A 20,293-nucleotide genomic window follows, 5' to 3' on the forward strand; every position below is an offset into this window, starting at 1 on the left:
GTAGCTACGGCGCGAGGCACCTGTTCCTTGCCCGGATACATTCGTTCGATAGGAGGACGAGCGGCCAGGATGAAGGGGTGTGCAGCCATCGCCGGAACAACGATAGAGGCCGGACCTTCCTTCACTTGGAGTACTTCGCGAAGAACAACCGCTTGGTGAACTCTGCCGCACCGATATAGAGAATGACGATGCAGGTCATCATCGCCAGGAATGCCGGTGGCAGAGGGATGAAGGAGAACCATGCGCCCGCTGGAGTATAGGGCAGGATGAGCGTGACGGCGACCACGCATAGTGTCGTCACGAGCAGAGGCGCAGAAGGTCTGCTCCTGAAGAAGGGAAGTCGCGTACGGACGACCAGGACGATGAGGGCGGCCGATACGACGGATTCGACGAACCATCCTGTCCGGAATTCATCGGGGCCTGCATGGAGCACCAGCATCAGCGCACCGAACGTCAGGTAGTCGAATATGGAGCTGAGCAGCCCGAAGACGATCATGAAGCGACGGATGAAGGCGATATCCCATTTATGCGGCTGCTGCGTCCAGTATTCGTCGACACGGTCCGACGCGATCGTCATTTCCGGAAGGTCGGTGATGAGGTTGGTCAGCAGGATCTGCTTCGGAAGAAGGGGCAGGAAGGGTAGAATGAGGGAAGCTCCTGCCATGCTGAACATGTTGCCGAAGTTGGCGCTGGTCGCCATGAAAATGTATTTAAGCGTATTGGCGAACGTCGTTCGTCCCGCACCTATTCCTTCGATGAGCACGGCCAGATTCGGTTCGAGAAGGACGATGTCCGCGGCATCCTTGGCGACGTCCACCGCATCCTGGACGGAGATGCCTACATCCGCGCTGTGCAATGCCGGTGCATCGTTGATGCCGTCACCCATGTAGCCGACGACGCAGCCGGTCTGCTTCAGCGCACGTACGATGCGTTCCTTCTGATTGGGTTCGATTTCGGCGAAGATGTCGGTGTCGAGCGCACGGCGAGGGAGGGCCGCATCGCTCAGCGTATGCAGATCGGATCCTGTCAGGATTCTCGTCTCCGCCAGACCGACCTGGGCGCCGATCCGTTTCGCCACCAGTGCATTGTCGCCGGTGATCATCTTGAGCTGTACGCCCAGCCTCAGCAACGATGCTACGGTATCGGCGATATCCTCCTTCAGTGGATCGTTCAATACCAGAAAGCCGAGGAAGGTCATGCCCGCTTCGTCGTCCTTCCGGATGGTCTGCGTATCGTTCATGTCACGGATGGCGACGCCGAGCGTCCGGAAGCCCTGTTCGCTGAGTGTGGAATACTGCTTCCTCACGACATCCAGCAACTCGTTCGTCATCTCGGTCACCGCATCACCCTGTTCGATCCTGGTGCAGACGTCGAGGATGTTGAGTACGGCACCCTTCGTGACCATGACATGTCGTCCGTCATTCGACGCGAGGATGCTCAGACGTTTGCGTACGAAGTCGTACGGTACTTCGTCGAGTCGCTGCCAGGCATCGATGCCATCGACCTTCTGCTGACAGATGGCGGTGTCGATAGGATTTGTGAATCCGCTCTGCAATCTGGAATTCAATGCCGCATGGAAGAGGACGTTCTCGCTCGGTTGTCCATCCACCGACAGGGCTCCATGAAGGTGGACCGTTCCCTCCGTCAGCGTGCCGGTCTTGTCCGAACACAGGATATTCATGCTGCCGAAGTTCTCGATGGCCGTCAATCGTTTGACGATGACCTTCTTCGTCGCCATCACGCGTGCACCTTTCGAAAGATTGACGCTGATGATGGCAGGAAGGAGCTGTGGAGTCAGACCTACGGCGAGTGCCAGGCCGAAAAGGAAGGAGTCGAGAATCGGCTTCGCGAGATAGACGTTGATGGCGAAGACCGCAATGAGAAGGAGGAGCGTCAGCTCCATGAGCAGGAAGCCGAAGCGATGGATGCCGCGTTCGAAATCCGTCTGCGCCGGACGCAGGCGCAGGCGATCCGATATCGCACCGAATGCGGTGTTGCGCCCCGTCTCGACAACCAGAGCCTTGCCGTTACCGCTCACGACATGCGTTCCCATGAACAGTGCGTTCGTACGATCGGCGAGCGGTGTGTCCACTGCAAGGACGGCGGGAAGTTTTTCGACCGGAAACGTTTCACCGGTCATCACCGCTTCATCGACGAACATATCCGTCGATTCCAGCAATGCGCAGTCGGCCGGTATGCCGGAGCCTGCGGAGAGGGTGACGACGTCTCCCGGAACAACGTCCGTTATCGGAATCCTAACCGTTGTCCCATCCCGTATTACCGACGCCGTCAGCTTGACGATGGCGAGCAGCTCTTCCACGGCAGTAGCGGCCCCATACTCCTGCCAGAAGCCGAGCAGGCCGCTGATGAGTACGATGCAGCAGATGACGATGGCGTCGATGGTGTCGCCGAGAAGCAGCGACAGGATGGTCGCTGTAAGGAGCATGAGCACGATCGGATTCATGAACTGTCGTGCGACGAGGATCGGAATGTTGCTGCGCTTGCGCTGGTTCAGGGTATTGGCGCCATAGCGCTGCAGACGTTCCCTGGCTTCGGCGGATGAAAGACCGGACGCACCGGTGCCGAGCATGCTGTACAGCTCCGTTGCCGACAGGGACCAGAACCTGTGCCCGTCGTTCGTTGTGGTGGTGTCGGGCGACGTACCGTTCGTCCGGCGATGCTGTCCGTCCGTCATGATGCTCACCCTTCATCGTTGATGATCCGGAATGGTATGCTTCGACAGGGGATCGCACATAAGGTCGAGTCCGGTTCACGATGGATTCGGGTACTCCTTCATGACCGACGTGCTATCCAATGTACGATACTATCCACGGACGGGAACGATGGACGATTCGGGTGTTGGGACCCGGCCCCGTCATGACGCGTGCAGTATGATCAAACGTCGACCATCGCGAAGACCTTGCTGTACTTGACCAGTCCCGCGACGTTGTCGAGAGCGCCGTCCTGTAATGTCATGACCATGAACGGATCGTCGACGCCGTATTCGTTGTCGAGACCGAACCTGCTGGCCTTGACGAATCCGAAACGTCCGTAATAGTCCGGCTCACCGAGTACGACGACGAAGTCCGCGTTCAGGCCGCGTGCGCGGTCGAGTCCCTCGCGGATCAGATCCGAGCCGATGCCGCTGTTCTGGAGATCGGGCAATACCGCAACCGGGGCGAGGCCAAGGCCACGGATCGGATGGGCGCCGATGGTTACGGGACTGAACATGATGTGACCGACGACGAAGCCCTCCACGTCGGCGACGAGGTTGATGACGGCATCACCTGCATTGCGCAATGCGTCGACGAGGTTCGATTCGAGGACGGTCGGAAATGCGGAGCGATTGACGTTCCGTACGGCTTCGATATCAGCGGCCGTTTCGGGTCTGATGACGATCGTCATGATGATCGTGAAATGATTACTGGAAGAACGTGACATCGGCGGTGTGGTGCGCATCATGAAGGGGAGGCCCACCCGGTCACGTCAATATATCCCGGTCGCAGTGAAATCGTATGCCTGTCGTAGGAATGCCGTAGTAACGGAAGACCCGGTCCGAGAAACTCGGACCGGGTCGGGGCTTCATCATTCCGAATGCGTCGAACGTTTCGTCTCAGGGCTCACTTCGCATGCGAAGCGATGAGATTCAGCGCGCTACCAGCCTTGAACCAGCCGATCTGCTGATCGTTCATCGTGTGGCGGAGCTGGATGGTTTCCGACGAGCCATCGCTGTGCGTGATGACGACAGGCAGGAGTTGTCCGGGCGTCAGCAGATCGATGTCGATGTTGAAGCGATCGTCTTCCTTGATCCTGTCGTAGTCGGCAGGATTGTTGAAGATCAGAGGCAGCATGCCCTGCTTCTTGAGATTCGTTTCGTGGATACGGGCGAAGCTCTTGACGATGATCGCCTTGCCACCGAGGAAACGGGGTTCCATGGCGGCGTGCTCGCGGGAGCTGCCTTCGCCGTAGTTCTCGTCACCGACGACAACCCAGTTCACACCGCGTGCCTTGTAGTCGCGGGCGACGGCAGGCACTTCACCGTAGTCGCCGGTGAAGGTGTTCTTGATGTTGTTGGCGGTATCGTTGACGTAGTTGATGGCGCCGATGAACATGTTGTTCGAGATGTTGTCCAGGTGGCCACGGAAGCGGAGCCACGGTCCTGCCATCGATATGTGGTCCGTCGTGCACTTGCCCTTCACCTTGAGGAGCAGGGGCATGGAGCTGTATTCTTCCTTCCTCGGTGCCGTGAAGGCCTTCAGTGCCTGGAGGCGCTGGCTTTCGGGAGCGATGATGACGTCGATGCCCGATCCGTCTTCGGCAGGTTTCACGTATCCGTCAGGATCGGGGACGAAGCCGCCTTCAGGCAGTTCGAGACCTTGGGGGGCTTCGAGCATGACGCCGTTCACGGGCTCCTTCATGAAGTTGACGGTGAGATTGCCGGCGAGAGCGAAGGCTGCCACCGTTTCTGGTGAAGCGACGAAGGCGTGCGTTTCCTTGATGCCGTCGTTCCGTCCGGTGAAGTTCCGGTTGAAGGACGTGATGATGGAGTTCTTGTCGCCGGGCTGTACGTCGTGGCGCTTCCATTGTCCGATGCACGGACCGCAGGCATTGGCGAGCACGGTACCGCCGATGGCTTCCATCTTCGCGAGGATGCCGTCGCGTTCGATCGTCGCGCGCACCTGCTCCGAACCGGGCGTGATGGTGAATTCGCTCTTGGCCTTCAGGCCATGCTTCGCGGCGAAGTCGGCGATGGCGGCAACGCGCGACATGTCCTCGTAGGACGAGTTCGTGCACGAGCCGATGAGGGCCACGCGAAGTTCTTCGGGCCAGTTGTTCTCCTTCACGGCCTTGACGAATTCGCTGAGTTCCATGGCACGGTCGGGCGTGAAGGGACCGTTGATATGGGGTTCGAGTGCATCGAGATCGATATGGATGACCTGGTCGTAGTAGGCGTCGGGATTGGCGATCACTTCATCGTCGGCGCGGAGGTGCACTGCGACGCCGTTGGCGAGATCCGCCACGTCGTTGCGTCCCGTTGCCCTGAGATAGCGTTCCATCGATCCATCGTAGGGGAAGATCGACGTCGTGGCACCGATTTCCGCACCCATGTTGCAGATGGTGCCCTTGCCCGTTGCGCTGAACGAGGCCGTTCCGTCACCGAAGTACTCGACGATGGCACCCGTGCCGCCCTTGACGGTGAGGATGCCGGCGAGTTTGAGGATGACATCCTTCGGGCTCGTCCATCCGTTCATCTTGCCGGTGAGCTTCACACCGATGAGTTTGGGCATCTGCAGTTCCCAGGGCATACCGGCCATGACATCCACCGCATCGGCACCACCCACGCCGATGGCGACCATGCCGAGGCCACCCGCATTCGGCGTGTGGGAGTCGGTGCCGATCATCATGCCACCGGGGAAGGCGTAGTTTTCGAGGACGACCTGGTGAATGATACCCGCGCCCGGCTTCCAGAAACCGACGCCGTACTTCTGCGATACGGAGGCGAGGAATTCGAATACTTCCTTGTTCTCGACGAGGGATTTCTCCATATCCTGCTTCGCTCCGTGCTCCGCACGGATCAGGTGGTCACAGTGTACCGTGGACGGTACCGCCACCTTGGGAATGCCGGCGCTCATGAACTGGAGCAGTGCCATCTGTGCCGTCGCGTCCTGCATGGCGACACGGTCGGGATGGAAGTCTACGTAGGACCTCCCGCGTTCGTGCGGATGTGCGGGCATCTCGCTCATGTGCGAATACAGCACTTTCTCGGCGAGTGTCAACGGCTTGCCCAGCGTCGTACGTGCTGCCGAAATGCGGGCGGGAAGCTGTTCGTATACCTTCCGGATCATGGAAATATCTTGGGTGCTCATGGCTGTGTCAGGAAATGGTGGGTAGTTGACGTTCAATGTTCATCGTTGACGAAGGTACATCACATCGGGCAAGCCCTCAAAATCGATGTCCTGCGTGATCAGTGTGGCGTGATGGGCGAGTGCGGCGGCGTATACGATGGAGTCGGCCATCGCGAGCTTGTATTCCCTGCGGATGCTGGCGGCCTGGAGCGCCCTGTCGACGGTGAGCGCATCCACGCGTTGTTCCCGCATGTTGGCGGCGACGAGGCGTGCGGCTTCCGCATCGATGCGTCGTTCCACGGCCAAGGCGACTTCGAAGGCGCATACACTCGGAACGATGATCTCGTTCGCGCGCAGACGGTCGATGATGAGGTTCCTGACTGTGTCGTTGCCGAGGAAGAATTCGACCCAGACGGAAGAATCGAGGACGTAGGGAGGTGTGATCATCAGTCCCTGTCCTCCTTCTCCCGCTCGACACGGATGTCGTAGCCCTTCAGGAAGCCGAAGGCATCGTCCGGACTGAGGACAGGAACGATAAGCATGCCGCCACGCCATTCGAGGAAGGTGACGCGCTGACCGGGCTTGATGTTCATCCGTTCCCGGATCTCCTGGGGAATCACGATCTGATATTTCGGAGATACGGTGACTGTCGTACTCATGATGGATCGTCCTTTCTTCGTTGTACGGACGTGCTATCGATACAAATATCGTATGACGAAGGAGGAGATGCAAAGAAAATTCGACCGACGGGGCCATCAGGTGGCTCCCATCCCGAACGCGGCGGACGGTGCGTGGGCCCGATGGTCGAGGGTATCGTGTTCAGTCACTGCACCGATCATCGGGTGCGAGCCGCCCGCAGGAGGTCAACAAAACAAAACGGTTGGGCCTCAGGATTGCGGTTGGAACATATGCGACGGTCATCGTATGTTCGCCCCGTTTGTGGAGTCCGATAACCACATCATCAAACGGGGCGGTTGCCGAAAAGCCAATAGAGTAGGCATATATTCATTTTTATTGTTGGTGAAAGATGAATAAACTCAAGATCTTCGCAGCCGTCATGGTTGCATCGGCCTCGCTGACGGCCTGCTCTCTCACGCTTCCGGTCGCTGCCACGAGCAACGCCGTAGGCAGCAAGGTCGGAACGGCTACGGCCACCGGCTTCCTGACGGTTCTGTACTTCAATGGCGATGCCAGCATCCGCACGGCAGCCAAGAACGGTGGTATCAGCAAGATCTCGACGGTAGATCTGAAGCATACGAGTATCCTCGGTCTCGTCGATACGAAGGAATGCATCGTTACGGGTGAATAAGAAATATTCTTCGGAAATTTCACATGCAAGCACCTGGGAAACCAGGTGCTTGCATCGTTTAAAGGGATGTTATGCATAGAGCGCTTCTGTCCGCCCTGACCGTAGCGATGGTCCTGACGGCCTGTTCGTCCACCGACAACAACACGGTTCCGCTGTTGAACGGTAGCGTATTCACGATCGCCGAACACGAGCAGTTGCGGATGCCTCTCACGAAGAAGGTGACCGACGAATACGGCGGCCTCCTGAATTCCTACGACTCGCTGCAGGTTCCACTTTACAGGCACGTGGCAGGCAATGGCTATGACATCTATCTTGCCGTTGCCCTGGGAGCGGTGAAGGGACAGGAGCCCGCATCCGTCATCGGAGCGGATACGGCGGCCATACTTATCGACGATCGTACGGCGAAGGGAAGCTCCCGGAGTTTGTTCATGAAGAAGAACGGGTATTTCGTCAATGCTGTCATTCCCGAAAAGCTGGTCGATCCCCAGATCGTCATCGCCGTCGTGGGGAACGACAGTGTCATGATCAGAGGATTCCATGATCGAGGCGAGGTCATCAGGCGTGTGGTCGGTGAATAAGGTCGGTCGGCTGACGGCCGCGCTCGCAGGGCTGTTCGTAGCCGGTGCTCTTGCCGGTTGCGTGTCGGGTCGTGGGATGAGCGACGGCGGTGGGGGAGGAGACTATCATACGTTCTTCGTCTCCGAGGGCGTGACGCAGTACTACATCAAGCCGATGGAATTCGAATCGGATGACGAGGACATGAATCTCGACATCACCTTCAGGGTTGGACCGGCTACCAGCGACTCCGCCGTGGTGAACTTCACGGTCGAAGGCGACCGGATCCTGAAGAAGGTGGATGTCCTGACCATCGACAACGGAATGGATAGCGTGTCGACCACTGCGACGCGCAACATGTTCACGGAGGATCGGTCAGGTACGATCTTCGCGCGCTTCACGAACAGCGTGCCGCGAAGCGGGCTGCTTTCCCTGTTTCAGAAGCCCGAGTGGAAGGTCCGTCTGAGGACCGGCGATACGACGGTGATCTACAAGGCAACGGGTTCCACCCGGAGTACGATCTCCTCGATGGAGCGCTCGTTGTTGCGGATCCTTCGTGCGGAATGACGACGTTGGCGAATATCTCCTGCTTTCACATCGGCCGAAGTCGACATCGAATGTTGTCACCAGACCCGTGACGATTCCGCGTCGGGTATTCCGATACCGCTACTTTCTGTCGTTCGTTACCTTGTATCAGCGGACGAAGGCGATGGAGCGTGCGCGGACCGTTTTTCCGGAGACATAGCGAACGACGTACGTTCCCGATAGCAGTGAACCGGCGTCGAGCGACGTGGTGCTCGCACCCGCTTCCACGCGTTGGCTGAGTATCGTGCGGCCATCCACTCCGATCAAACCCACTTCCCCGTCGTCGTCGACTCCTGACGGGAGGTCTACATGAATGGCGTTCCCGACACGCCATGCGGCAAGGTCGCCCGGTGCATCCGCCGACATCGTTCCGGCAGTGACGGAGGTGACGTCGGCACCGTAATAGACATCGGCCAACGCCTCCACTGTCTTGCGGACCGCTGCGGCGTCGGCGTCCATGCCGTTGGGAACGGGAGCGAGGACGGGCATGGCGAAGACGATGGTCGCGGCGATGCGGATTCGCTGACCCGGTGCGACCGTGAAGGGACCGGTGGACGTAAGCGTCCGCACATCGGCCGGGCCCGCATCCTGCAACGTCGTTCCCTTCGCCGACAGCATGTCCCATCGTTGGGCATTCGTATGGATCGCGGATGTGGACGTGAAGATCTGCACGGATCGGGAACCGTTCCGTCCTGACGGTGTCTCGATCAGTCCCGTAGCGACGTAGCCCATCGGAATGCCGTATTCACCACGATCGACACCGCTCCACGAGAGAGCGACGGGAATGTCGCCGGCAGTCGTCATCGTGCGGCTGTGATCGTTCTCGGCACCGTAGATGCGCGATCCCGTACGGCCGATGTCCGGGTCGCACATGAGACCCGCATGACACGGCCCCACCGGAGACGACGTCGGATTCACGATTTCGTAGACGATGAGGACGGCATCCTTCAGCGGGCCGTCGTTCCATGTGAACGTATGCTGTGTGACGTCGAGCGGCAGAGGCGTCAGGTTCGTCTGGAAATGCCACGACGAAGGCTCGCGCAACCGGATGGAGCCTGCCGTGTAGACGCTGACATGATGCTCATCGGCATGCAGAGGTTGTCCCGGAGGAAGAACGGCGGCGCGCAGGGCCATACCCGACGGATCGTTGTCGTCCATACGCAGCGTCGGGAATCTCTGCAGGCGTTCGGCGTCGGACAGTGCCGTATCCGTCATGCGTCCGGGGAGCATCCACGAACGGCCGCTCATGGGGTTGTAGGTCATCGCCACAGGATGGTCGACGCCGTTCTCCGTCGTGACGGTGGCGCCGATCCACAGGCCGGCGCCCTGGAGGTACGTCAGGATGCCACCACGGGGCCAGATGATTCCATCCCGTTCGGGAGCCGATGCGAGAAGACCGTGTCGCGCAACCGACATCGCGACGGGCGACGTCGCAGTTGCCGGTTCCTGGGCGGAGAGCGGATGGTACAGGGCGGTCAGGATCAAACAGCAGGCGAGCGGTATCGAGCGCATGGAACCTCCGGAAAAGTCTACGGCAACCAATATGCGACTTGTTTCGAATTCGACGTCGGAGCGTATGCAAGGATCACGTCATGATCGCATGACGCCGGCCGATACGTGTGGGGCCTCGTATACCTTCGCCGGCACGCGTTCCGCGCGTCATTGCTCCCCAGCATAGACGCATCAGATGCGATCCCGTTACCGTTCGGTACGTGCGTGCATGATCGGCATCCGGACTCAGGCCCGCTCGCCGAGTTCGAGCCAGCGCAAGGTTGCCGTATCGATGGCATCGGTGGTCTGTTGCAGCTCCTCGCTCAGCGTCTGGATCAGACGATAATCGGCCGAGCCGCTTCCGATCTGTTCCTCTATCTCCTGCTTCCGTGACTCGAGCGTCGCGATCGAACGTTCGAGATCTTCGAACTCGCGCTTCTCGTTGAAGGAAAGTTTCTTGCGTGTGGCTTGCGGCGTACTGCCGGCATCCTTCGCCTTCGGCTGCTCGGCGGATGGTTGGCCTGCGGCCGAAGCGCTCCCGCCTTTCTCGCGTTTCTCGAGATAGGCCGAATAGTTGCCGGGATATTCACGGATGCGTGCATTCTCCTCGAACGACCATATCGTGTCCACCGTCGCATCCAGGAAGGCGCGGTCGTGGGAGACGACGAGCAGGACACCCTTGAAGAACTGGAGATAGTCTTCCAGTGCGCCGAGCGTCGCGATGTCGAAGTCGTTCGTCGGCTCGTCGAGGAAGATGACGTTCGGATTGGCCATCAGGATGCGCAGGAGGGACAGGCGGCGGCGCTCGCCGCCGGACAGCGTATGGACGTAGGCGTTCTGTTGCTTGGGTGTGAACTGGAAGCGATCGCACAGTTCACGTGCCGAGATGTACCGTTCGCGTCCCACACCGGTATCGATATATTCGGCGACGGCGCGGACGTTGGCCAGGACGGTCTCGTTCTCCTGAAGATCCTTCGGCTCCTGTTCGAAGAAGCCGATGGTGGCCGTATCTCCGACGGTCACGTATCCGGTGTCGGGTGGTATGCGGCCGGCGAGTACCTGGAGCAGGGTGGACTTGCCGGCGCCGTTGGCGCCGATGATGCCGATCTTGTCGCCCGGTTTGGCGCGCCATGTGTGTGCGGTGAACAGAAGCGTGTCGCCGATGCTGCGCGAGATGTCGACGGCGTCGATGATACGCCCGCCGAGGAAGCGCGATCCGACTTCGATCTTGATGTCGCGTTGTTCCGTGCGTGCCGGTTCGGCCTGCATCTTCGCGATCCAGTCGATGCGGCTCTTCTGTTTGGTACGGCGGGCCTTGGCGCCCTTCTGCAGCCATGCCAGTTCCTGTCTGAGCTTGTTTCTCAGATGCTCTTCGGTGGCATCCTGCGTGGCTACCATCGACTCCTTGCGCTCGAGGTATTTCTCGTAGCTGCCATCATAGAAATAGAGCTTGCGCTGGTCCAGCTCGATGATACGCGTGCTCACGGCGTCGAGGAAGTAGCGGTCGTGCGTCACGAGCAGCAGGCCCTTGGCGGAGTTCTGCAGCTGGTCCTGCAGCCATTGCACGGAATCGGCATCGAGGTGATTCGTCGGCTCGTCGAGGATGAGCAGATCGGGATCGGCCAGGATGGCCCGTGCGATGGCCACGCGCTTGCGCTGCCCTCCGCTCATCGTCCGGACGTTCTGATGCATACCCGTGATGCCCAGACGACCGAGGGTGATGCGGGCATTGGTTTCGAGCTCCCATTCCTCCCAATGTCCGTGCGTGGACTTGTAGCCATTCATCACGGCGTCGAGAGCCGTGGCGTCGACGTCCCACAGGGGCTGCTGGGAGAGATATTCGATGCGTACTTCGCGATTGATGGCCACCGTGCCGGCGTCGGGTTCTTCCAGTCCTGCCACGATGCGCAGGAGGGAGGATTTGCCGACACCGTTACGACCGATGATGCCACAGCGTTCGCCATCCTGCATGCCGAAGGAAATGTCCTCGAACAGGATCTTCTCGAAGTAGGCCTTGGTAAGGGAGGTGCAGGAGAAAAGCGTCATAGGAAGCGCAAAGATCGGCAACTCTCGAGAGCTGGCCGCATACGGATGATCCGGCGCCGTGACTTCCCGAACATGAGAGGATGGATCGGGGTGTCCTGTGACGAAAAACTCCCCGCCGGCAGAGCCGGCGGGGAGTTGGAATGGACGTCGTGATCCGGATTCGTATCGGTCAGGGCGCTTCCTTGTCCTGGGCCAGAGCGATCTGGCGCGACAGATACGCCGTGGGGATGCGAACGACACCGCTGACGAGACCGACCTTCTCGAAGATGCGGATCATGTAGGCAGTGATGTCGATCTGCCACCAGCGCAGACCATGGAATGCCGAGCTCGGGAATGCATGGTGGTTGTTGTGCCAGCCTTCGCCCAGGGCGAGCAGGCCGACGATGAAGTTGTTCCGGCTCTGGTCCGTGGTCTTGAACATGCGTCCGCCGACGATATGGCAGACGGAGTTGACGCTCCACGTGACGTGGGACGTCAGGAAGATGCGGATGAGGCCACCCCAGAGGAGACCTTGCCAGCCTCCGAGAAGGAAGGGCAGGATCAGGCTGAAGGCGCTCCAGAGCAGGAAGGTTTTGTCGAACCATACCAGCATCGGATCCTTCGTGTAGCGCGACTCGTACTTGGAGCGGATGGCGGCCATGTCCGTGGACGTCATCTCGATCAGCCACTCGAAGTGGGCGAAGATGAAGCCGCGGAACGTCGGCGTATGCGGATCGCCTTCCTGGTCCGACATGGCGTGGTGCTTCGTATGGACGGAAGCCCAGTTGATGACGGGACCCTGGAATGCCATCGAGCCGAAGGCGAGGACGATTGCCTTCAGGATGGGATGTGCGGTGAAGGCCTTATGGACGACCATGCGATGATAGCCGAAGGTCACGCCGAATTCGGTCAGCGCGCCGAGGGCCAGCATCATGACGATTTCGTATATGCCCACGCTGCCGGTGAATAACTGCACGATACCGTAGATGGTGGCGGCAGCGGGTAACAGCACGAGCGGGACGACATAGTAGTTGGCAAGGCGAGGCATCATAGGAATACTGTCAGCAGTGAGCGTTGAACCTTGAGGGACGTGGACCGGAAGTCCACGTCGATGGAGAGAGGGGTTGATGGGCAGGATGGACAAAGGGGACTACGAGCGATGCTCGCAGCCCCCCTGAATTGTTCACTGTACTGTCGATAACGACATTACTTCTTGATTTCGAGCAGTTCCACTTCGAAGATCAGCGCTTCGTTCGGTCCGATGGACTGACCGGCGCCATTCTCGCCGTAAGCGAGATTCGAGGGGATGTAGAGCATGTACTTCGAGCCTACCGGCATGAGCTGGAGGCCTTCCGTCCAGCCGGCGATCACGCCGCCGAGCGGGAATTCGATGGGTTCACCACGTTCGTAGGAGCTGTCGAAGACCTTGCCATCGATGAGCGTGCCCTTGTAGTGGACCTTGACGGTGTTTTCCTTCGTGGGCTTGGCACCCGTACCTGCCTTGATGACCTTGTACTGGAGGCCACTGGGCGTGGTCATGACGCCTTCCTTCTTCTTGTTCTCGGCCAGGAATTGTTCGCCGCGCGTCTTGGCCTCGCCACCCTTCTTGGTGCGTTCTGCCTGGGCTTTTTCCTGTGCTTCCTGCTGGAGGGCCATGAGGGCGGTGCGGACTTGCTCTTCGGTGAGGAGGGCCTTGTCGGCCAGAGCATCACGCAGGCCTGCTGCCAGCATGTCGGCGTTGAGATCGATACCTTGTTGCTTTACACTTTGGCCGATGTTCACGCCGATGGCGTAGCTGGCCGTGTCCTTCTTGTTCTGGGGCTTCACGGAATTAACCTGGGATTCGGCAGTGCACGAAATGAAGATAATGGCGCTAAGTGCGGCCACAAGAAATTTCATACTCCGTCTTTCGGCAGATTGGAAAACTGTTGAAAAACAAAGATACACCGTTTTCGGCGAATGCCGCCGACGGCATAACTACGGTATCTGCAGGCGTTAACTACGGCATCCACAGGTGGTTGGCCATGTCCACCGCCTCGCCGTCGAAGCGTACGCCTTCGGCCTCAAGACGCTCACGCATCACGAATGGTGTTTCGAAGTGCATCCGACCCGTCAGCAGGCCATTGCGGTTCACGACGCGATGCGCGGGAACGTCGAGGCGGTCGGGATGGCCTACGGCATTCATCGCCCAGCCTACCATACGGGCCGACGAAGCCATGCCCAGGGCACGGGCGATATGGCCGTAGGTCGTGACCTTACCACGGGGAATACGTCTGACGATCTCGTAGACACGTTCGAAGAAGTCTGATCTGTCGGTGGACATGGTCGTAAATTTACGGCATATGAAAGTTCGTGTCGACATCGCCCTTACGCCGGCCCAGGCCGCCGATCCCGTCACGGTGCACCATTCCGCCGCCGCCGAAGCAGGTATTCCGTTCGACGACGTGACGTCGGTGCGCCAGGTGCGTCGTTCCATCGATGCCCGTGCACGCATTCCGCGCATCAGGATCCAGGCCGACGTCTTCGTCCACGAGGAGCCTCCGGCCGAACCATCGCTGATCGACAGCCTCCGCGAGGCCGACCCCGGCCGCCGCGTGATCATCGTCGGTGCCGGTCCGGCAGGATACTTCGCGGCCCTGGAACTGCTCGAACACGGCATCACACCCATCGTGGTCGATCGCGGCAAGGACGTACGCACGCGGCGCAAGGATCTGCGCGCCATCCAGCAGTTGGGCGTGGTGAACGAGCATTCGAACTATTGCTTCGGCGAGGGCGGTGCAGGGACCTATTCCGATGGCAAGCTCTATACGCGGTCGCATAAACGCGGCAGCATCGACAAGGTGCTGAAGCTGCTGGTGGATCATGGTGCTACCGGCGAAATCCTCGTGGAGACGCATCCTCACATCGGCTCGAACAAGCTGTGGCTCGTCGTACAGAGGATCCGCGAGACGATCCAGCGGTTCGGGGGCCAGGTGCTGTTCGACGCGTGGGTGACCGATCTGGTGATGACGGAGCGGGATGGTGCGCAAGGCGTGGTGCTGGCCGACGGCCGGGAGATCACGGGCGATGCCGTGATCCTCGCGACAGGGCATTCTGCGCGGGACATCTTCCGTCTGTGCCGCCGCCGCGGGATCACCATCGAGGCCAAGCCGTTCGCGCTGGGCGTGCGTATCGAACATCCGCAGCCCCTGATCGACGAAGTGCAGTATCATCAGTCGCCGAGAGACCCGAACCTTCCCGCGTCGTCGTACAAACTCGTATGCCAGGCCGATGGCCGTGGCGTATTCTCCTTCTGCATGTGTCCCGGCGGGCTCATCGTTCCGTCGGCGACGGAACCCGGCGAGATCGTCGTGAACGGCATGAGCATGTCGCGGCGCGATTCACCCTTCGCCAACAGCGGGACGGTCGTGACGGTGGAACGTGAAGACTGGGCCGACTACACGGCATCGGGCGAACTCTCGGCCATGGAATATCAGGCGGCGGTCGAACGACGTGCCTTCGACGTCGTAGGGGACGGTTCGCAGAGAGCTCCCGCTCAACGGATGATCGACTTTCTCGACGGGCGTGTATCGGCATCCATCCCGCAGACGTCCTACATTCCCGGGCATCGTTCCGTCGACATGCGTGCCGTGGTGCCGCATGGAATCGCGTCGCGCCTTCACGACGCCATACGTCAGTTCGGCCGTTCGATGCGCGGCTATCTCACGAACGAAGCCGTGCTGGTGGGTGTGGAGTCACGCACGAGTTCACCGGTGCGCATTCCGCGAGACAAGGAAACGTACGAACACGTCACCGTGCGGAATCTCTATCCCTGCGGAGAGGGAGCGGGCTATGCCGGAGGTATCGTCAGTGCCGCCCTGGATGGTCAGAACGTGGCCCGTGCCATCGCAGCACGGATGCCCGTCGCCGCCAGACGTCCCGTCTGAGCAGCGCCGTTCATGTAGCCACGGAATTCGGGACTGCAATGTTCGCCGGCGAAATACAGATTGTTCGCGGGTTCGGCTTCGCGACCGTAGAAGTCCGTCCATTGTCCGGGGCCGTATCCCGAATAACTGGCAAGGGACCATGGATAGGTCGGCCAGTGGAATCGCTCCACGCGTCCGGGCTGCATCCTGCGGGCCTCGGGCCATACCTTGCAGAGATGGTCGTGGAGTTCGCGTCCTGCCCGTTCCTTCGACATCTCGCCGATGACGCGGCACATGGAGCCACCGCTGAAGAACGTGAGGCCTGCGGCATTCACACCCTGCATGGCCGTATTGTCCCAGACGAGTTGCAGGGGCAGGTCCGTATAGATCACACCGTCCGCATTGACGTCGTGCCAGAACGGACGTTCGTATCCTACGACGACCTTGCCGTTCTGTCCATAGCGGAGTTCGTTGATGGCCCGCCGTTTCACGGCAGGAAGGTCGACGTCGATCTTCACGGTACGCAGGAGGGTGAAGGGCAGGGCGAGCACGACGATGTCCGCATCGACATCGACGCTCGACAGGTCCTTGCGGAAGGTGAGGCTGTAGGTCGACCCCTTGCGTCCGATGCGTTCGAGGATGTGCGAGGAATGGATCTGCGTGTGGATGTCGGCCGCGAGCCTGTCCGTGATCTGCTGATTTCCTCCTCTGACCTTGTACCGTTCGTCACTGTCGCCGAACTGGTGGAAGGCTCCGTCACCGATATCCGTGGATATCAGTGAAAGGAAGTTCAGGGCACTCTGCTCGCCGAGTTCCAGACCGTTCTCCGTGATGAAGGCGACGTCCAGGAAGGAACGCAACCATCCGGTGATGCCGAGCGACGTGAAGTAGGCTTCGATCGAAATGGCATCGAAGCCGCGCGCCGGGCTTTCGGCAAGATGACGGTAGTTCTGCGGGAGCAGGGAGATGTCGCGGCGGAGCCGCTCGAGCAACGGACGTATTTCGCGGACGATATCGGCAGGCGTATAGCTGCGGCCATCGAAGAAGAACGTCTCGTTACGGCTGGCATACGGTTCGTTGTGCAGGTCGATGAGGTCCAGCCCGAAGGCCTTCACCAGCGTGAGCATGTCGGAATGGACGGAGTCGATGTATTCGCCACCGAGTTCGGTCACGGCGCCCTGGACGAGAAGGTCCCTGGCGCTGAAGATGCGTCCGCCCGGTCGTGCGGACGCTTCGTAGACATCGGCGATGATACCGTGCCGCTTCAGGAGCCAGGCCGTGTGGAGCCCGGCGATACCCGCACCGATGACGGCGACGCGCGCCCTGTGGTGCGGAGGATGGTCCTTCGGACGCGTACATGCTCCGATGATGGACGGGGCCACAGCCAGCGTTCCCGCAGCTTTGAGGAAGTTGCGGCGGGAAGGATCGTACTGATCGTTACTGGCCGCTTCGCGCAGTGCGCGGCGAAGGACGGCCATGATGGGCGAATTCGGCATGGCGCAAAGATATGCGCTACTTGCGAAGGATCTTGAATACGGTCCGACGATTCTTCGCGCGGTTCTCTTCCGTGTCGTTGGGAACGACGGGAACGGTGAAGCCGAAGCCGCGGGTACGCAGGCGCGAGGGTTCGATCTCGCGTTCGATGAGCGCCTGGCGTACGGCATCGGCCCGTGCATCCGAGAGTTTCTGGTTGAAGTCCTCCGTGCCTACGTTGTCCGTATGGCCCTGGATCTCGATGATGACGCGCTCGAAGCGATGCATGGCATCGGCGATCTCGTCCACGATGTACATCGAACTGGAGTCGATGGTACTGCTGCGGAAGGCGAAGAGGATGGGACGGGAGAATTCGTCCGTGGGGCTGATGGGATTGAGCGGCGTCTTGTCGTACTGGCCACGGGCCACCAGCGTGTCGCGGCCGGGAACGTCGACCGTGACGTCCACGGTATGGAGTCCGTCGTAGCGTGGCGGAACGTAGGTGACGAGGTAGTAGTTGCGAAGGCTGCGGTAGATGTCGAGGAAGATGGAAACGAGATCCTTCTTCGTATAGGCCCGATAGTATTTGCCGCCGGTATAGAGGGCGAGCGACTGCAGTTCCTCGTCCTGTGCATAGCCGAAGCCGACGCAATAGATGGAGATGTTGTGCTTGACGGCGTATTCGAAGATGTCGGGGAGCTTCACCATCGACTGGTTCTCGTCGCCATCGGCGAAGACGACGCAGACCTTCGGCTGTTCGACCGGCACGGCGTCGAGATGATTCAGCGCTTTCATGATGCCGTCGTTGGCCGAGGTGTAGAGTCCCTGCGCACGTTTGGCATACTCGCGGAATTCCCGGAGCATCATCGTGGTGTCCGACGACAGCGGGAACACCGTCGTCACTTCACGGCTGAACCCCGTGACGGCGATGCGGTCGCAGTTGCGCTTCATGCCGATGAAGAGCTGCGTGCCCTCGTCGATGGCATCCTTGACGCCCTTCATCGAACCGCTGTAGTCGAGAGCGAGGGAGATGGACGTCGGGATCGAGTCCTGTTCGCCGAATTCGCGCACCTTGTAGGGCGCAATGTTCACGTCCTTGCGCTTGCGTCGCGAACCGAGATGTTCGTCGAGCCGCGGGAAGTAGTTCGGGGCGCCCGGCTTGGCATAGGGCTGAGCCATGTGCGTGACCACGTTGCCGGTCGAGTCCAGTACACGGACGAAGAGACGTATGGAATCGGGATAGGCGTAGTGCTCGATCTTCCATACGTCGACCATCAACTTGCGGATGTCGACGGAGTCGATGTGTCTCGTCTGCGTGAACCGCAGTTCCGTCACACGCTCACCATCCTCGCGAAGGTCGAAATCGCCTTCGATACGATGCACGGATCTGCAGCCATCCAGCATGAGGGCGCAGGATGCCAGCGTAAGGAGCAGGAGATGGGTACGACGACGCATCGGGCGTCAGGCCTCGCGTTTGATACCGATGACCATGCCGTCACCCAGAGGCACCAGTGTCGACTGGAGGCCGGGATGCGTACTGATGCGCTCGTTGAAGGCGCGGATGGCCGTCACGTTCTGCGGCTCGAAGGTCGTATTCGTGTTGGCGATCTCGCCCCAGGCGAGTGCATTGTCGCCGATGATCAGACCACCGGTGCGGAGCAGCGGCAGTGCGAGATCGAAGTAGCGCGAGTAATTGACCTTGTCGGCGTCGATGAAGATGGCGTCGAACGGCCCCTTGACGTTGCCCGCCTCCAGCGTTTCGACGGCAGGGCCGGTGATGACGTCGATGACCTTGTCCAGGCCTGCTTCACGTGCCTTGCGGCGGATGAAGTCGGACCAGTCGGGATTGAGTTCCAGACATATCATCTCGCCATCGGCGGGCAGGGCACGTGCCATCGTGATGGCCGAATATCCTGCCAGCGAGCCGATCTCGAGTACACGACGGGCTCCGATGCCGCGCAGCAATACCTGAAGGAAGGCCGTCTGTTCGGGTGCGATGGAGATCGCTGGAATGCCCCGTTCCCCGGCCTGGTCGAGCAGCGTGCGCAGGAAGGCGTCTTCGGCGGAGAAGTTCGCCGTGAGGTAGTCGTTCAGTTCAGGCGTGAGAAACGTGCTGTGTGTTGACATCGAATGCGTTCACTTGTGGCCGATACCTACGTTGACGTTCACGCCGCTCACACGAGCACCGTTGATGAAGGTCCGGAGATTGGAGATCGTCGAATCGAGCCTTCGTCTGAAGGTCTCGTCGTACAACAACGCATTCAGTGTTCCCTTATTGGTTCGGATGTCGGTGATGACGCCGTTGACCGTGGAGACGAGACTGTCGATGTTCACGATCATGCCGTCGGCCTTGGCGATGGTACCGTCGACCGATGCCACGGTGCGGTCCAGCTTGTCCAGCAGCGATGCGAGCCTGGGTTCGTTGTTGCGTACGGCTGTGCGTACTTCCTCGGTGAGGGATTTCAGGTTCCTGATGGTCGTGGTGAGGTCGTCGCGATTCTCGGCCACGAAGGTGCGTGCATCGGAGATCAGCACGGCGCCGTTCGACGTCATCGACCGGATGTCGCTGACGACCTGGCCGTCGCCCAGAAGGGCCGTGAGGGAGGTGCCGATCGTATCCAGACGGCGGATGAGGCTCGTGAGATCGCCGCTGACGTCACCGACCATTCCCACGAGGGAGCCGATGTCGGCCGATACCTTGCCCGGAATTTCCTGTTCGACGGACAGCGCCTGTCCGGATTTCCCGGGGGCGATCTCCACCTTCTTGCCGCCGGTGATTTCCAGGATGGAAACCTGGGCCGTGGCGTCGGCATGCAGATCCTTGATGTCGTCCAGTTCGGCATGGACGAGGACGGTGCCATTGTCGTTGTCGACGTCGACGACGCTGCCCCGCTTCACGCCGTTGACGACGACCGGTGAGCCATTCTCGAGTCCCCCTGACGTAGCGAGCCGGATCTTGATCGTCTGACGGTTGACGGAGAAGCTGAATCCCTTGCCGACGAGAATACCTGCGACGAGAAGAATGATGGCGAGCAGACTGACCAATCCGACCTTGACTTCCGTACTTCTGGAGACGTCCATTGTTGCTTCCTGAACACGAAGCC

General features: G+C 60.0%; 19 protein-coding genes. 5 read left to right on the plus strand and 14 right to left on the minus strand.

Annotation, left to right across the window (positions count from 1 at the left end; genetic code table 11):
- Nucleotides 1-121 precede the first annotated feature (121 nt).
- The 5 genes from BGO89_13350 to BGO89_13370 all read right to left on the minus strand — a co-directional run bounded on the left by BGO89_13350 (nucleotide 122) and on the right by BGO89_13370 (nucleotide 6,505).
- Nucleotides 122-2,590 carry a magnesium-translocating P-type ATPase gene (locus BGO89_13350; protein ID OJX56385.1) on the minus strand — a complete coding sequence of 823 codons (2,469 nt, stop codon included), beginning with the start codon at nucleotides 2,588-2,590 and terminating at the stop codon, nucleotides 122-124.
- A 305-nt stretch (nucleotides 2,591-2,895) separates the two neighbouring features.
- Nucleotides 2,896-3,405, minus strand: a complete 510-nt coding sequence (locus BGO89_13355) for a hypothetical protein (GenBank protein ID OJX56386.1) — start codon at nucleotides 3,403-3,405, stop codon at nucleotides 2,896-2,898.
- Between the two features lie 215 nt (nucleotides 3,406-3,620).
- Entirely contained in the window at nucleotides 3,621-5,867 is a 2,247-nt protein-coding gene (locus BGO89_13360; protein OJX56317.1) for an aconitate hydratase, read from the minus strand.
- A 39-nt stretch (nucleotides 5,868-5,906) separates the two neighbouring features.
- Nucleotides 5,907-6,293 (minus strand): hypothetical protein, encoded by a 387-nt coding sequence (locus tag BGO89_13365; protein ID OJX56318.1) that lies wholly within the window; start codon nucleotides 6,291-6,293, stop codon nucleotides 5,907-5,909.
- Nucleotides 6,293-6,505, minus strand: coding sequence for a hypothetical protein (locus tag BGO89_13370; protein ID OJX56319.1), 213 nt, complete (start codon nucleotides 6,503-6,505; stop codon nucleotides 6,293-6,295). Before BGO89_13370 ends, BGO89_13365 begins: the two co-directional genes overlap by 1 nt.
- Before the next feature lie 52 nt (nucleotides 6,506-6,557).
- On the opposite strand from BGO89_13370, the gene BGO89_13375 reads away from it, so the two are divergent.
- The 4 genes from BGO89_13375 to BGO89_13390 all read left to right on the plus strand — a co-directional run bounded on the left by BGO89_13375 (nucleotide 6,558) and on the right by BGO89_13390 (nucleotide 8,277).
- The gene (locus tag BGO89_13375) at nucleotides 6,558-6,881 is read left to right on the plus strand and encodes a hypothetical protein (protein ID OJX56320.1); all 324 of its coding nucleotides are present in this window, start codon (nucleotides 6,558-6,560) and stop codon (nucleotides 6,879-6,881) included.
- A complete protein-coding gene (locus BGO89_13380; protein ID OJX56321.1) occupies nucleotides 6,874-7,155 on the plus strand; it encodes a hypothetical protein in 282 nt (93 codons plus the stop codon). Before BGO89_13375 ends, BGO89_13380 begins: the two co-directional genes overlap by 8 nt.
- A 71-nt stretch (nucleotides 7,156-7,226) precedes the next feature.
- A complete protein-coding gene (locus tag BGO89_13385) occupies nucleotides 7,227-7,733 on the plus strand; it encodes a hypothetical protein (protein OJX56322.1) in 507 nt (168 codons plus the stop codon).
- Nucleotides 7,726-8,277, plus strand: coding sequence for a hypothetical protein (locus BGO89_13390; protein OJX56323.1), 552 nt, complete (start codon nucleotides 7,726-7,728; stop codon nucleotides 8,275-8,277). Before BGO89_13385 ends, BGO89_13390 begins: the two co-directional genes overlap by 8 nt.
- A gap of 126 nt (nucleotides 8,278-8,403) precedes the next feature.
- On the opposite strand, the gene BGO89_13395 is transcribed toward BGO89_13390, so the two are convergent.
- The 5 genes from BGO89_13395 to BGO89_13415 all read right to left on the minus strand — a co-directional run bounded on the left by BGO89_13395 (nucleotide 8,404) and on the right by BGO89_13415 (nucleotide 14,134).
- Nucleotides 8,404-9,780 carry a hypothetical protein gene (locus tag BGO89_13395; protein ID OJX56324.1) on the minus strand — a complete coding sequence of 459 codons (1,377 nt, stop codon included), beginning with the start codon at nucleotides 9,778-9,780 and terminating at the stop codon, nucleotides 8,404-8,406.
- 252 nt (nucleotides 9,781-10,032) lie between these two features.
- Nucleotides 10,033-11,832: a hypothetical protein gene (locus tag BGO89_13400; protein OJX56325.1), complete on the minus strand. Its 1,800-nt coding sequence runs from the start codon at nucleotides 11,830-11,832 to the stop codon at nucleotides 10,033-10,035.
- A 169-nt stretch (nucleotides 11,833-12,001) separates the two neighbouring features.
- On the minus strand, nucleotides 12,002-12,859 hold the full coding sequence (locus BGO89_13405) for a stearoyl-CoA 9-desaturase (GenBank protein OJX56387.1): 858 nt from the start codon (nucleotides 12,857-12,859) through the stop codon (nucleotides 12,002-12,004).
- A 158-nt stretch (nucleotides 12,860-13,017) separates the two neighbouring features.
- Entirely contained in the window at nucleotides 13,018-13,710 is a 693-nt protein-coding gene (locus BGO89_13410) for a hypothetical protein (protein ID OJX56326.1), read from the minus strand.
- A gap of 100 nt (nucleotides 13,711-13,810) precedes the next feature.
- Nucleotides 13,811-14,134: a hypothetical protein gene (locus tag BGO89_13415; protein ID OJX56327.1), complete on the minus strand. Its 324-nt coding sequence runs from the start codon at nucleotides 14,132-14,134 to the stop codon at nucleotides 13,811-13,813.
- A 19-nt stretch (nucleotides 14,135-14,153) separates the two neighbouring features.
- Between BGO89_13415 and BGO89_13420 the strand changes: the two genes are divergently transcribed.
- On the plus strand, nucleotides 14,154-15,737 hold the full coding sequence (locus BGO89_13420; GenBank protein OJX56328.1) for an FAD-binding protein: 1,584 nt from the start codon (nucleotides 14,154-14,156) through the stop codon (nucleotides 15,735-15,737).
- On the opposite strand, the gene BGO89_13425 is transcribed toward BGO89_13420, so the two are convergent.
- From BGO89_13425 to BGO89_13440, 4 genes are read right to left on the minus strand one after another with little or no spacing between them, the layout of a single operon-like run.
- Nucleotides 15,677-17,212, minus strand: a complete 1,536-nt coding sequence (locus tag BGO89_13425; GenBank protein ID OJX56329.1) for a hypothetical protein — start codon at nucleotides 17,210-17,212, stop codon at nucleotides 15,677-15,679. The genes BGO89_13420 and BGO89_13425 overlap by 61 nt on opposite strands.
- Nucleotides 17,213-17,228: 16 nt before the next feature.
- Nucleotides 17,229-18,644, minus strand: coding sequence for a hypothetical protein (locus BGO89_13430; protein OJX56330.1), 1,416 nt, complete (start codon nucleotides 18,642-18,644; stop codon nucleotides 17,229-17,231).
- A gap of 6 nt (nucleotides 18,645-18,650) precedes the next feature.
- The gene (locus tag BGO89_13435) at nucleotides 18,651-19,316 is read right to left on the minus strand and encodes a hypothetical protein (GenBank protein OJX56331.1); all 666 of its coding nucleotides are present in this window, start codon (nucleotides 19,314-19,316) and stop codon (nucleotides 18,651-18,653) included.
- Nucleotides 19,317-19,325: 9 nt separating this feature from the next.
- Nucleotides 19,326-20,270 carry a hypothetical protein gene (locus BGO89_13440; GenBank protein ID OJX56332.1) on the minus strand — a complete coding sequence of 315 codons (945 nt, stop codon included), beginning with the start codon at nucleotides 20,268-20,270 and terminating at the stop codon, nucleotides 19,326-19,328.
- Between the last annotated feature and the right edge of the window lie 23 nt (nucleotides 20,271-20,293).

It is taken from the genome of Candidatus Kapaibacterium thiocyanatum (assembly GCA_001899175.1).
Lineage (GTDB): Bacteria > Bacteroidota > Ignavibacteria > Kapaibacteriales > Kapaibacteriaceae > Kapaibacterium > Kapaibacterium thiocyanatum.

Coding starts and splice junctions, on each gene's coding strand:
- BGO89_13350 (OJX56385.1), bottom strand. CDS start 2,590: ATGCTCGGCACCGGTGCGTCCGGTCTTTCATCCGCCGAAGCCAGGGAA.
- BGO89_13355 (OJX56386.1), bottom strand. CDS start 3,405: ATGACGATCGTCATCAGACCCGAAACGGCCGCTGATATCGAAGCCGTA.
- BGO89_13360 (OJX56317.1), bottom strand. CDS start 5,867: ATGAGCACCCAAGATATTTCCATGATCCGGAAGGTATACGAACAGCTT.
- BGO89_13365 (OJX56318.1), bottom strand. CDS start 6,293: ATGATCACACCTCCCTACGTCCTCGATTCTTCCGTCTGGGTCGAATTC.
- BGO89_13370 (OJX56319.1), bottom strand. CDS start 6,505: ATGAGTACGACAGTCACCGTATCTCCGAAATATCAGATCGTGATTCCC.
- BGO89_13375 (OJX56320.1), top strand. CDS start 6,558: ATGACGAAGGAGGAGATGCAAAGAAAATTCGACCGACGGGGCCATCAG.
- BGO89_13380 (OJX56321.1), top strand. CDS start 6,874: ATGAATAAACTCAAGATCTTCGCAGCCGTCATGGTTGCATCGGCCTCG.
- BGO89_13385 (OJX56322.1), top strand. CDS start 7,227: ATGCATAGAGCGCTTCTGTCCGCCCTGACCGTAGCGATGGTCCTGACG.
- BGO89_13400 (OJX56325.1), bottom strand. CDS start 11,832: ATGACGCTTTTCTCCTGCACCTCCCTTACCAAGGCCTACTTCGAGAAG.
- BGO89_13405 (OJX56387.1), bottom strand. CDS start 12,859: ATGCCTCGCCTTGCCAACTACTATGTCGTCCCGCTCGTGCTGTTACCC.
- BGO89_13410 (OJX56326.1), bottom strand. CDS start 13,710: ATGAAATTTCTTGTGGCCGCACTTAGCGCCATTATCTTCATTTCGTGC.
- BGO89_13415 (OJX56327.1), bottom strand. CDS start 14,134: ATGTCCACCGACAGATCAGACTTCTTCGAACGTGTCTACGAGATCGTC.
- BGO89_13420 (OJX56328.1), top strand. CDS start 14,154: ATGAAAGTTCGTGTCGACATCGCCCTTACGCCGGCCCAGGCCGCCGAT.
- BGO89_13425 (OJX56329.1), bottom strand. CDS start 17,212: ATGCCGAATTCGCCCATCATGGCCGTCCTTCGCCGCGCACTGCGCGAA.
- BGO89_13430 (OJX56330.1), bottom strand. CDS start 18,644: ATGCGTCGTCGTACCCATCTCCTGCTCCTTACGCTGGCATCCTGCGCC.
- BGO89_13435 (OJX56331.1), bottom strand. CDS start 19,316: ATGTCAACACACAGCACGTTTCTCACGCCTGAACTGAACGACTACCTC.
- BGO89_13440 (OJX56332.1), bottom strand. CDS start 20,270: ATGGACGTCTCCAGAAGTACGGAAGTCAAGGTCGGATTGGTCAGTCTG.